Source organism: Pseudomonas sp. SM4, assembly GCF_051913165.1.
Classification (GTDB): Bacteria; Pseudomonadota; Gammaproteobacteria; order Pseudomonadales; family Pseudomonadaceae; genus Aquipseudomonas.
In genome coordinates this window covers 205,818-218,293 of sequence record NZ_JBODOE010000009.1, presented here as the reverse complement: position 1 = coordinate 218,293, position 12,476 = coordinate 205,818, and the positions used below count along the sequence as shown (strand labels likewise).

Annotated in this window: 11 protein-coding genes; 4 read left to right on the top strand and 7 right to left on the bottom strand. The window is 60.0% G+C overall.

Going from position 1 to position 12,476, the window contains the following annotated elements; all coding sequences use genetic code 11:
- Positions 1–34 precede the first annotated feature (34 nt).
- The 5 genes from ACQ4MY_RS18485 to ACQ4MY_RS18465 form a co-directional block, all read right to left on the bottom strand.
- Positions 35–1,063 (bottom strand): DUF5924 family protein, encoded by a 1,029-nt coding sequence (locus ACQ4MY_RS18485; RefSeq protein WP_007911799.1) that lies wholly within the window; start codon positions 1,061–1,063, stop codon positions 35–37.
- A gap of 191 nt (positions 1,064–1,254) precedes the next feature.
- Positions 1,255–2,646: a M16 family metallopeptidase gene (locus tag ACQ4MY_RS18480; protein WP_440096060.1), complete on the bottom strand. Its 1,392-nt coding sequence runs from the start codon at positions 2,644–2,646 to the stop codon at positions 1,255–1,257.
- 177 nt (positions 2,647–2,823) lie between these two features.
- Positions 2,824–4,482 carry a Na/Pi cotransporter family protein gene (locus ACQ4MY_RS18475; RefSeq protein ID WP_440096059.1) on the bottom strand — a complete coding sequence of 553 codons (1,659 nt, stop codon included), beginning with the start codon at positions 4,480–4,482 and terminating at the stop codon, positions 2,824–2,826.
- Positions 4,483–4,934: 452 nt separating this feature from the next.
- A complete protein-coding gene (locus ACQ4MY_RS18470; RefSeq protein ID WP_008084323.1) occupies positions 4,935–5,702 on the bottom strand; it encodes a TerC family protein in 768 nt (255 codons plus the stop codon).
- Positions 5,703–5,771: 69 nt separating this feature from the next.
- Positions 5,772–7,079 (bottom strand): CitMHS family transporter, encoded by a 1,308-nt coding sequence (locus ACQ4MY_RS18465; RefSeq protein WP_008084326.1) that lies wholly within the window; start codon positions 7,077–7,079, stop codon positions 5,772–5,774.
- A gap of 324 nt (positions 7,080–7,403) precedes the next feature.
- Here ACQ4MY_RS18465 and ACQ4MY_RS18460 point away from each other — a divergent pair, with 324 nt between their 5' ends.
- Positions 7,404–7,805: a GFA family protein gene (locus tag ACQ4MY_RS18460; RefSeq protein ID WP_440096058.1), complete on the top strand. Its 402-nt coding sequence runs from the start codon at positions 7,404–7,406 to the stop codon at positions 7,803–7,805.
- Here ACQ4MY_RS18460 and ACQ4MY_RS18455 read toward each other — a convergent pair whose 3' ends face one another.
- Positions 7,806–8,132 carry a DOPA 4,5-dioxygenase family protein gene (locus tag ACQ4MY_RS18455; protein ID WP_008084331.1) on the bottom strand — a complete coding sequence of 109 codons (327 nt, stop codon included), beginning with the start codon at positions 8,130–8,132 and terminating at the stop codon, positions 7,806–7,808.
- 82 nt (positions 8,133–8,214) lie between these two features.
- Here ACQ4MY_RS18455 and ACQ4MY_RS18450 point away from each other — a divergent pair, with 82 nt between their 5' ends.
- On the top strand, positions 8,215–8,883 hold the full coding sequence (locus ACQ4MY_RS18450; RefSeq protein WP_440096057.1) for an NAD(P)-dependent oxidoreductase: 669 nt from the start codon (positions 8,215–8,217) through the stop codon (positions 8,881–8,883).
- Positions 8,884–8,913: 30 nt separating this feature from the next.
- Here ACQ4MY_RS18450 and ACQ4MY_RS18445 read toward each other — a convergent pair whose 3' ends face one another.
- On the bottom strand, positions 8,914–9,864 hold the full coding sequence (locus tag ACQ4MY_RS18445) for a choline sulfate utilization transcriptional regulator (protein WP_440096056.1): 951 nt from the start codon (positions 9,862–9,864) through the stop codon (positions 8,914–8,916).
- A 114-nt stretch (positions 9,865–9,978) separates the two neighbouring features.
- Between ACQ4MY_RS18445 and betC the strand changes: the two genes are divergently transcribed.
- Both betC and choX read left to right on the top strand, forming a co-directional pair.
- On the top strand, positions 9,979–11,493 hold the full coding sequence (gene betC, locus ACQ4MY_RS18440; protein WP_440096055.1) for a choline-sulfatase: 1,515 nt from the start codon (positions 9,979–9,981) through the stop codon (positions 11,491–11,493).
- Between the two features lie 16 nt (positions 11,494–11,509).
- Positions 11,510–12,430, top strand: coding sequence for a choline ABC transporter substrate-binding protein (gene choX, locus ACQ4MY_RS18435; protein WP_440096054.1), 921 nt, complete (start codon positions 11,510–11,512; stop codon positions 12,428–12,430).
- The last annotated feature ends 46 nt before the right edge of the window (positions 12,431–12,476 follow it).

Here is a 12,476-nt window from a genome sequence, read left to right as displayed (position 1 = left end):
CTTTATGCGAACTAACGTAATAGCACGAACCGGATTACTTTTCTTTGATCGCTGTGCTGTCGGTGACTTCGAAGCGCAGCACGCCGATCACCTGGCCATCCTCGGTCAGCACCCGCACCTGCCATTTGCCCGCCGGGTTGCCAGGGAAATTCTGCTTGTGCGTCCACGCCCGGTAGCCTTCCTTGCGCCCGCCATGGATATCGAGGGCGATGCGATCGACCTCTTTGCCGTTGAACTGCCAGACGTGATAAATCCGCTCATCGAGCCCGCGTGGCGCGTTGATCGCGGTGTAGGCGTAGAGGCCATCGCCACGAATCTGCTCGGCGCTGACCGTGTCGAGGCTGGCACCGGGGGTGCGATCCTGCATTTGCGTGCTGATCGCCACGTCGGTCATCCACAGCGTCGCCGGCGGCACCCACGAACGCAGCGCCCAACCGACGCCGCCAATGCCGACGGTGATGCACAGGATCGCCAGCGCATTGCGCAGCGTGCGGATCGGGAAGATCGACGCCAGGCTGGGGAACGACAGCAGCACGGCAATACCCAGCGCCCATTTGAAGCTCTGCGCCGTGGTCAGGTGCATGATCACCGGCAACGCGGTGAGCAGGGCGGCGAACAACGTCAGTGTGTGCAGCGCCAGAAAAGCCCAGCGCCGTGGCGCCAGCCATTTGTAGTAGAGCGGATCGACAATCGAGATCAGCGCCGCGACGCTGAGCAGGCCGGTGAAGAACAACTGGCCGCTGTTCCACGTCGTGGTGATGAAGAAGAACGGCAGGACGAAAAACAGGCTTTCCTGATGGATCATCTGCGTCGCGTAACGCAGCAGCGGCTGGGGAATCTCGCGTTTGAAGATGCGGGTGAAGAGGCCGGTGAGGGTGTTTTCCAGCATCAGCCAGATCCAGCTGAGCAGCATGATCACCGTGATCCAGCTCGCCAGCCCCTGCTGACGATCGACCATGATGAAACTGCCGACGCCGGAGATGAAACCGCCAAGCGCAATGACCCCGGGATAGCGCTTCATCAGTTCGAGAATGCGCTGGATCAGGAGCTGTATTTTCGGCATGTGGGCGGTTCACAACTGGATAGGAAAAAACCTCGACAGAGTAGCGCCCGCCGGGCGATGTGGCGAGGCTGCCGGTCACTTAAAACCAACGCATTCCCTTGTAGGAGTGAGCCTGCTCGCGATAGCGGTGTATCAGCCGAAGCAATGGTGACTGAAAGACCGCTATCGCGAGCAGGCTCACTCCTACAGGGTTAGTGTTCGGCCGGCCGGCGGCGGTGGTGCAAACGCCAGCCGATCAGAATCAGCAGCAACACACCGATTCCACCCGCACTCAACCACAACACCTGATCATCACTGATCAACGGCTTCTCGATCCGCAAATACCCCGGCTGCAACAGCAATTCACGCATGGCTTTGTTCGCCGCCTCCAGCGACACCCCTTGCAGCTCGCGGGCCGGGTTGGCAAAACGGCCGTCCTCGTAATCGCCCAGCGCGCTCCAGTAATAATCCGCCATCGCGCTATTACCCTGCACCGACCACGCCTGATGGGCGATCGCGGCCTGTTTGATCCGCGCGAAGGTGTCCGGGTCGAGGCCGTTTTTCAGCAGATCGGCCTTGAGGTCTTCCAGCACCTGGATGGCTTCGTCGACGTCATCACGATCGAGATCAGCGTTCAGGCTCATGAAACCAACACCGCCAAACACTTCGCGCTCGGCCCACGGCCCGTACGACAAGCCATGATTGAGGCGGATCTGCCGATACAGCGCCCAATCCAGATAATCCTTGAGGATGTCGAAGGTCTGGTCGTACTGATCGTCAATCACCGGTTCCGGCACCAGCCAGTGCAGCTTGGCGCTGTCGCCGATGAAGCCACGGGTGAGGGTGCGTTCATGGGCGGCGCTGGTGCGAATGTCCGGCAGCGGTCGATGCTCGCTCGGATCGACCGCTTCGAGCGCGCCCCAGGTGCGTTCCAGGTAGGCCGGCAGCAGCTTGTCGAGTTCGCCGACGACGATCAGCGTCATATTGTTCGGCGCGTACCAGGCCTTGCGCACCTTCTCCAGTTGTTCCTGAGTCAGGTGACCGACTTCGGCGCGTTGCGGGCATTTCAGGCCCAGCTCGACGGCGAGCTGATTGCTCGCGGTGTGGCCAAGATCCTGCCGATCAAGGAAGCGCTGCAAACGGGTGTAATGGCCACCGTCCTCGCGTTCGACCACGCGTTTGGCGGCGTTGATCGCGTTATCGTCGATGCGCGTCTGGGTCAGCAGGTCGAGCAGCAGGTCGAGCACCTTGCGCTGGTTCTTCGCCGGGGCTTCGATGACGAAGGTGGTGTCGGCGTTGCTGGTAAAGGCATTCCAGTCACCGCCCAGCGCCTGCATACGTTCTTCCAGACCACCTTCGCCCGTGGCGTCGATGCCGCTGAACAGCAGGTGTTCGAGCAGGTGCGGCAGCTCTTTGTCCGCGCATTCGAAATCATCAAGGCCGACGCCGACCACCAAGCGAATCGCCACATGCCCACGTTCGGTGCCGGGTTTGAGCATCAGCTGCAAACCGTTGGGCAGCGCATAGCCTTCGACCTGAAAGCGATCCAGGGCAAAGGCAGGCAGGGAACCGAGCAACAGACAGGCGAACAACAGGCAACGCATAACAGGCTTCCATACGGCTGATTTGGAGATCCGTGTCGTCAGTCAGTGCCCCATCGCTGGCAAGCCAGCTCCCACAAGGATTTTGGTTGCTCACAAAACCCTGTGGGAGCTGGCTTGCCAGCGATGGGGCCCTTGAGACTGAACTCTGTGTTACTGACTGACCCTGGCCCCAGACGTTCAAGGCGAATGCGTAATGTCGGCAATATCATCCGCCGCCAGCGCCCCAGTGTCCGCGGTTTCCAGCACCACATACGCACTGCCGCAAAACAGCGAATTGAGCCGCTTCATGTCGGCAATCAACTCCAGGTGCAGCGAACTGGTCTCGATACTCTGCACGATCTTGCGTTGCAAACGGCTGACATGCGCATGGGCCAAACGGCGCTCCTGTGCGCGGAAACGGCGTTTCTCACGCAGCAACTGGCGAGCGCTTTCACGATCACCGCTGAGGAATACCGACAGGCCCAAACGCAAGTTGGAGATCAATTGCTGCTGCAACCCGGCCAGATCCTCCAGGCCTTCCTCGGAAAACGAGCGACGCTGCGAGGTCTTCTGCTGCTGGATTTTGCGCAGCATGCGTTCGATCAGGTCGGCGGCGAGTTTCAGGTTGATCGCCAGCTCGATGATCTCCGCCCAGCGCCGACTGTCCTGCTCGCCGAGATCCTCGCGGGGCATCTGCGCCAGGTACAGCTTGATCGCGCTGTACAACGCTTCGACGTCGTCGGTCAGCCGGCGTATCTCCTGAGTGACGGCGGTCTGCTTGCCGCGCAAGACATCGAGGGTGGCGTCGAGCATGTTCTCCAGCAGATCACCCATGCGCAGGGTCTCCCGCGCGGCGTTGGCCAGCGCCAGACTCGGCGTGACCAGCGCGGTGGCGTCGAGGTGACGCGGCTTGGCGGTGCCGTTGACCTCCGGGCGCTCCGGCAGCAGCCAAGCGCACAGACGTGCCATCGGCCCGACGCTCGGCAGCAGAATCAGGCAGCGCGCGGTGTTGTAGAGCAGGTGGAAGCCGATGACCATTTCCTGCGGGCTGAAATCGAGACTGTCGATCCAGTGCACCAGCGGGTCGAGCACCGGGATGATCAGCAGCAGGCCGATCAGTTTGTACAACAGGCTGCCCAGCGCCACTTGCCGGCCGGCGGCGTTCTGCATGCTGGTGCTCATGAACGCCAGCACGCCGCTGCCGATGTTGGCGCCGATTACCAGACCGATCGCCACCGGCAAGCTGATTACCGCTGCGCCGGCCAGTGTGGCGGTCAGCAGCACCGCGGCAAGGCTGGAGTAGGAAATCATCGCGAACAGCGCGCCGACCAAGGCGTCGAGAAGGATGTCGCCGGTCAGCGAGGCGAAAATCACCTTCACCCCTTGCGCGTGGGTGATCGGCGCGGCGGCCTCGACGATCAATTGCAGCGCAAGAATGATCAGCCCCAGACCAATGGACACCCGGCCCATTTGTCCGAGGCGCGTCTGTTTGCGCGACAGAAAGAAAATCACCCCGAGGAAAATCAGCAGCGGCGACAGCCACGACAGGTCGAACGTAAGCACCCGCGCCATCAGCGCGGTACCGACATCGGCGCCGAGCATGGTCGCCAGCGCCGGGGTCAGCGCCATCAGGCCCTGACCGACGAATGAGGTGACGAGCATCGCCGTGGCGTTGCTGCTTTGCACCATGGCGGTGACGACGATGCCGGCGACGAACGCGAGCCAGCGCTTGGACATGTTCTGGCCAATCACATGGCGCAGATTGGTGCCGTACACCCGCAGGATGCCGGTTCGGACGATGTGCGTGCCCCAGATCAGCAGGGCGACGGCGGAAAGCAGATTGAGCAGGGTGAGCATGCAGACCCCCTGTAATAGCAGTGCCTCAGAGAGGCAAGTTGACGGTACCGCGCGGTTTCTACGTTTTTGATACTTAAGCTGTAGTTGGCTAACGGACTGGGCGCCAGCATTGCACAGCTAAAGTGTTGATTGAAACAAAAGTGTCATGAAAAGCGCTTCATCCACCCTTCAGATTTCGAATCCACCAATGATCCTGTGGCGAGGGGATTTATCCCCGATGGGTCGCGCAGCGGCCCCCGTTGTTTAACCCAAAAGCAGGGGACTGCTGCGCAGTCCATCGGGGATAAATCCCCTCGCCACAGGTTTTTGCGGGTACAAAAAAGTCTGGATATAGCCCAAAACAAATGCAGGAGTGAGCCTGCTCGCGATAGGGCCATCAGCTTCAACATTGTTGTTGACTGACAGGCCGCCATCGCGAGCAGGCTCACTCCTACAGGGGTGTGGCGTATGGGTTACTGGCCCGGGATGTCCTTGCGCAGTTTCACCGGGTCCTGCTGCTTTTTCTTCTTGGCCATCGCGCCGCGCAACTTGATGTTGATCGCCTCGACCGCCAGCGAGAACGCCATGGCGAAGTAGACATAGCCTTTCGGTACATGCACGTCGAACGACTCGGCAATCAGCACGGTACCGACCACCAGCAGGAACGACAGCGCCAGCATCTTCAACGACGGGTGCTTGTCGATGAACTCACTGATCTTGCCCGACGCCAGCATCATCACCAGCACCGCCACAATGATCGCGGCGACCATCACCGGCACATGGGAGACCATGCCCACCGCCGTGATCACCGAATCCAGCGAGAAGACGATGTCGATGATCGCGATCTGGATGATGGTGTAGAGGAAGTTGCCGCCCTTGCCGCCAGGCGAATCGTCGCTTTCGTCTTCGCCTTCCAGCGCGTGGTACATCTCTTGCGAGCTCTTCCACAGCAGGAACAGGCCACCGAAGAACAGGATCAGGTCGCGGCCGGAAATGCCCTGGCCGAACACTTCGAACAGGTCGGCGGTGAGGCGCATGACCCAGGTGATCGACAGCAGCAACATGATCCGGGTGATCATTGCCAGGCCAAGTCCGAAAATCCGGGTGCGCTGCTGCATGTGCTTGGGCATGCGGCTGACCAGGATCGAAATCATGATGATGTTATCGATGCCGAGGACAATCTCCAGGGCCGTCAGGGTAAAGAAGGCAACCCAGATTTCGGGGTTGGTCAGCCATTCCATGTGTATTCCTTTGAGCGTGTGTTAAACCAGAACGCCAGCCAGCAGCTGGCGCCTGGTGAGTTGATGCCGTTACAACGTGCTGAACAGCGGGAAAGTCCCCAACAGCAGGGCTGCAACCAGGATGCACAGGCACACCAGCACGGCCCATTTCAGGGTAAAGCGTTGATGGTCACCGAACTCGATACCGGCCAGCGCCACCAGCAGGTACGTCGACGGTACCAACGGACTCAGCAAGTGGACGGGCTGACCGACGATCGAGGCACGGGCCATTTCCACGGCAGTGATGCCGTAATGGCTGGCCGCTTCGGAGAGCACCGGCAGCACGCCGTAGTAGAACGCGTCGTTCGACATGAAGAACGTGAACGGCATGCTCACCAGCGCCGTGATCACCGCCAGGTACGGGCCGAGGAAGTCCGGAATCACTGCCAGCAGACTTTTCGACATGGCGTCGACCATGCCTGTTCCGGAGAGGATACCGGTGAAGATACCTGCAGCGAAAATCAGACTGACCACTGACAGCACGCTGCCGGCGTGGGCCGCGACGCGGTCCTTCTGCATCTGCAGGCACGGGTAGTTGACGATCATCGCGATACTGAACGCGACCATGAACAGCACCGGCAGTGGCAGCAGGCCAGCGATCAGCGTGCACATCAGCGCCAGGGTCAGCAGGGCGTTGAACCAGATCAGTTTCGGACGGCGGGCATCCGGGAACTGCGACACGCTGATTTCGCTGTGATCGATTTCGTCGCCGATCAGGTGCAGCTCACCCAGACGCGCACGTTCACGTTTGCCGTAGAAGTAGGCAATCAGCAGGATCGCCACGACGCCGGCGGCCATCGCCGGGATCATCGGCACGAAAATGTCCGACGGATCGACATGCAACGCACTCGCGGCACGGGCGGTCGGGCCACCCCACGGGGTCATGTTCATCACGCCACCGGCCAGAATGATCAGGCCGGCCATGATCCGCGGGCTCATGCCGATGCGGCTGTACAGCGGCAGCATGGCGGCCACGCAGATCATATAAGTGGTCGCGCCGTCCCCATCGAGGGAGACGACGAGCGCCAGTACGGCGGTGCCGACCGAAACTTTCAACGGGTCGCCCTTGACCAGTTTGAGGATCTTGCGCACGGCCGGGTCGAACAGGCCGGAGTCGATCATCAGGGCGAAATACAGAATGGCAAACATCAGCATCACGCCGGTCGGCGCCAGCTTGGTGATACCTTCGAGCATCATCGGGCCGATCTTCGGGGCGAAACCACCGAACAGGGCGAACAGAATCGGGATGATGATCAGGGCAATCAGCGCGGACAGGCGCTTGGTCATGATCAAAAACATGAACGTGATGACCATGGCGAAGCCAAGGAAAGTCAGCATGGGAATACTCCAGGCGTAGCGCGGCTAGTTGAGTGAGCGGATCAGTGAGGGATCAGCGCAGAACGGCAAGCACGAAACGTACGGGCGGAGTGGGAGCGAGGAGGCGGGCTACAGAGGACATCGGAATCACCATTGTTGTTGTTAATTGGGCCTTGCGTGCGAGCGATCACACGGTTTGGCCAACCGGTCTGTTGCCGGAAGTGGGGCGATCCTAATCGGGGAAGCTTTCAGCCAGCTTTCGCTGGAGAAAGCTTTGAATGAACGGTCAACCGGTCGTCGGATGCGAACTAGAGTCAATGAGCACGGGAAGGGAGGGCTTCAGCCATGAGCCAATTGCACAGCGGCGGCTGCCATTGTGGACACATTCGTTATCAGTTCAGCGGGGCGCTGCAGGACATCGCCCATTGTCATTGCTCGATCTGCCGCAAGGTCAGCGGCGGGATTGTGACGACGTGGATCACCGTGCCGGTGGCGAGTTTCCAGTGGTTGGCGGGTACACCGTCGCGGTATGACTCGTCGCAGAGTTGCGCGCGGTTCTTCTGCCCGACCTGCGGCGCGCAACTGGCGCTGGCGACGTTGCTCAGCGCGGAAAGCATCGACGTGACCATCGCCACCCTTGATCACCCGGAACTGGCGCCGGCCGAGCGGCATATCTGGACCGACAGCCAACTGCCCTGGCTGCATCTGGACGAACAACTGCCGAGTGAAGCCGAAGAAACCATTTGATCAAAAAATAGACAGATCCAACGGTCGCACGGCGCCCATCCAGATCGCGTGCTCAGTGTGATCGAGCAAATCATCGCCAGTGTCCGGGTGCAGAAACACCACCAGGCCTTTGCGGTTCAGCGCCAGCCACGGCAACACCTCGCCGATCAGCTCGGGGCCGAAGGCCAGTTGGCAACTCCAGTCCGGGTGCGGGCCGACCGGGCGTTCGTGGACCCGGCCCATTTTCAGCGCAAACAACTGCGCCGCCTGTTCGCACAAATCCCGCGCCTGCCCAATGCTGCTGGCGTCGAAATAGACGTGGGCGTGGTAACCCTTGATCACTTGCATCTGAAAGCCTCTGAATCGGTTCGAACCCTCGGCGTTGCCCGTATGTCACACGCCATACAAGGGAAAACAAAAGGGATCAGCCATGAAAAATGCCGAAACCCCGGCGGTAAAAGTGGTGCTCTATGGTGCCATGAGTAGCCTGGGCGGTGCGTTGATGGCTGAGTTGCTGCGCCGTCAGCACGAAGTCATCGCTATCCTCGACGACCTCACCGCGCTTGCGCCGCGTCCGGGTTTGCGCACCAAAAGCGGTGATCTGTTCGATTCCGAGCGGGTCAATCAAAGTGTGGCAGGCAGTTTGGCGGTCATCTGTTTATTGGATGCGCCGGGGTTGCCGTTCAGCAGTGATCACGTTGAACGCTCGGTGGTGCTCGGGCCGGTGGAGCAGGTACTAGCCGTAGATGCTTTGGTCGATGGCCTACAAGCGGCGAATGTTTCGCGACTGTTTTTGGTAGGAGAGTTCTCGGTGCTCGACGAACCGGAACTGGACGATCGCCTGCAACGCCACGCCGCCGAGGAAATCCGTGAAGCGCTGCAAAGCAGCCCGCTGCAGTGGACGCTGGTCAATGCGCCCCACGGCGTGGCCGGGCTGACGATTGAGCATTTCAGTCAGGTCGGCGGGAATCTTGAACCGGGGCTGGCGGAACCGCTGGAACGCCTGAATCGCGTAGCGGTCGGCATTGCCGATGAGCTGCGGCTGAATTTGCACGTGGGCCAACACGTCAATTTCATCGCCGCCACAGATCCCATGTAGGAGCTGCCGAAGGCTGCGATCTTTTGATCTTCAAACCGCAATCGAAGGCAGCGCCAACCCGTTCAGGGATTCGGCGCTGCTCGCCTGCTCCTCCATCAACCACTCCACAAACTGTTGAATCAACACCCCGCGCCGTTTGCGCTGCGGCAACACTACGTAATACCCCAGCCGCGACAGCGTCGTTTCAGCAATCGGCCGACACAACAAACCTTGACTCAGCAAGTTATCCACAAGGTGCCGCCAGCCAATTGCCACGCCTTGCCCGCCAATGGCCGCCTGAATCAACAGCGTGTAATTGTCGAACCGCAACTGCCCCGGCGCCGGCGGCGTGCTGATACCCAACTCGCGAAACAGTCCGCTCCAGTCAAACCAGTTGCTGCTGTTTTCGCCACGCAGGTGCAACAACGGCAATTCCAGCAACGCCTGAGCGGGCAAGGGCAGGGCGCGTTCCTTGAGCAATTGCGGGCTGCACACCGGGAATACTTCCTCGCTGAACAACCAATGGCTCTCGCCCTGCTTGAAGCGCCCGTCGCCAAACAGGATCGCCACGTCGATGTCGGTGCGCAGCATGTTGTGGTTGCGTTCGCTGGTAACCAGGCTGACGTCGACGTGGGGATTGGCCTCATGGAAGCGGTGCAGACGCGGCATCAGCCAATACGCGGCGAAGGCGAAATCGGTAGCGACTTGCAGCACTTCATGTTGTTGCTGTGCGCTGATTGCGCTCAATCCTGCGTCGATATTCTGCAAACCCAAGCTAACTTGCTCGAAAAGGATCGCACCGACTTCGGTTAACTCGATGCCTCGGTAGATGCGATCAAACAGCCGCGTGCCGAGCTGTTCCTCCAGCCGCTTGATCTGCTGACTGATCGCCGGTTGCGTGGTGCCCAGCTCGACCGCCGCCGCAGTAAAACTGCGATGACGAGCGGCGGCTTCGAAGGCGCGCAGCAGGTCGAGCGACAGATCGCCCAAAGCATCATACATAAGCTGTGCTTATCCTAGTCATTGCCCGGTACGGGCTTTACCCGACACAGCATGGACTCCATGCTCGATCGCAGCAATGTCGCATAAATATTCACTATGGAATGCCGCGATCACATGAAGCGCAAGAATATTCTTTTCATCATGGCCGATCAGATGGCCGCGCCAATGTTGCCGTTCTACGGCCCTTCGCCGATCAAACTGCCGAATCTTTCCCGCCTCGCCGAACAAGGCGTGGTGTTCGATGCCGCTTATTGCAACAGCCCGTTGTGCGCGCCGTCGCGTTTCACCCTGGTCAGTGGCCAGTTGCCGAGCAAGATCGGCGCCTACGACAACGCTGCCGATTTCCCTGCCGATGTGCCGACCTACGCCCACTACTTGCGCCGTCTCGGCTACCGCACGGCGCTGTCGGGCAAGATGCATTTCTGCGGCCCGGATCAGTTGCACGGTTATGAAGAGCGTCTGACCAGCGACATCTACCCGGCCGATTACGGTTGGGCGGTGAATTGGGATGAGCCGGATGTGCGGCCGACCTGGTATCACAACATGTCCTCGGTGTTGCAGGCCGGGCCGTGCGTGCGCACCAACCAGCTCGATTTCGACGAAGAGGTGGTGTTCAAAGCGCAGCAGTACCTGTTCGATCACATACGCGAAGATGGCGATCAGCCGTTTTGCCTGACCGTATCGATGACCCACCCACACGACCCGTACACGATTCCCAAGGCTTTCTGGGATTTGTACGACGATGCCGATATCCCTTTGCCTACAACCCCGGATCAACACGAACTCGATCCGCACTCGCAGCGCCTGCTCAAGGTTTATGACCTGTGGGATAAACCGCTGCCTGTGGATAAGATCCGCGACGCGCGCCGAGCCTACTTCGGAGCGTGCAGCTATATCGATGCCAACGTCGGCAAACTTCTGCAAACCCTCGAAGAAACCGGGCTGATCGATGACACCATCATTGTGTTCTCCGGTGACCACGGCGACATGCTCGGCGAGAAAGGCCTCTGGTACAAAATGCACTGGTATGAAATGGCCGCCCGCGTGCCGTTGTTGATCAGTGCGCCGGGCCAATTTGGTGCCGGTCGGGTCAGCGCGGCTGTGTCTACCGCTGACCTGTTGCCGACCTTTGTGGAACTGGCCGGCGGCACCCTGGAGCCGGGCTTGCCACTGGATGGCCGCTCGTTGGTCTCGCATCTGCAAGGGCAGGGCGGGCACGACGAAGTGTTCGGCGAATATATGGCCGAAGGCACCGTCAGCCCGTTGATGATGATCCGTCGCGGCGCCTACAAATTTATCTACAGTGAAAGCGACCCTTGCCTACTCTTCGACGTAAGCAACGATCCGCGCGAACTGGAAGAACTCGGTCAATCACCGCAACATCGCCAGCTGTTCGACGATTTTCTCGCCGAAGCGCGGGCCAAATGGGACATTCCGGCGATTCACCAAGAGGTACTCGCCAGCCAGCGCCGCCGCCGTTTCCTTGCCGAGGCATTAACCATCGGCAAGCTGAAGAGCTGGGATCACCAGCCGCTGGTGGACGCCAGTCAGCAGTACATGCGCAACCACATCGACCTCGATGATCTGGAGCGCAAAGCACGTTATCCACAACCCTGCCAAAACCAATAATGTTAAGGGGAAGTCCATGCGTAAGTTATCCACAGTAGTGACGGTTGGCCTGCTCGCGCTAAGCAGCGCTGCGGCCTTCGCCGAGCAGAGTTGCGACACGGTGAAAATGGCCGACCCGGGCTGGAGCGACATCGCCGCGACCAATGCGATCACCGGGTTTCTGCTGGACGGCATGGGCTACAAGGCCAAAGTCGACACCCTCGCGGTGCCGATCACCTTTGGCGGGTTGAAGGACGGCCAGGTGGATGTCTTCCTCGGCAACTGGATGCCGGCGCAGCAGGGCTTCTACGACAAGTTCGTCGCCACCGGTGACGTCACGCAACTGGCGAAGAACCTCGACGGCACCGAATTCACCCTCGCTGTTCCGGACTACGTGTGGGATGCGGGTGTGCATAACTTTGCCGACCTGAACAAATACGCCGACAAGTTCGACAAGAAGATCTACGGCATCGGCTCGGGCGCGCCGGCGAATATCTCGTTGCAGGAAATCATCAAGAAGAACGACTTCGACCTGGGCCAGTGGAAGCTGATCGAGTCCAGCGAACAGGCGATGTTGGCCGAAGTGTCGCGGGCGGTTAAGAAACAGAAATTCGTCACCTTCCTCGGCTGGACGCCGCACCCGATGAACGTGCAGTTGAAGATGCATTACCTGATGGGTGGCGAGAAGTATTTTGGCGATACTGGCAGCGTGTTCACGTTGACGCGTAAGGGCTATGCCGAGGCGTGTCCGAATGTGGGTAAATTGCTGACCAATCTGTCGTTCACGCAGGCGATGGAGAACAGCATCATGGCTGAGGTGGTGAACAAGAAGGTCACTAATGCCGCGGCGGCGAAGGCGTGGATCAAAGCCAATCCGGCAGTGTTGGACAAGTGGCTGGACGGGGTGAAGACGGTTGACGGGAAGGATGCGTTGGCGGCGGTTAAGGCGAAGCTTTGATTGTGGGGTGATCGTTCCCACGCTCCGCGTGGGAATGCAGCCCGGG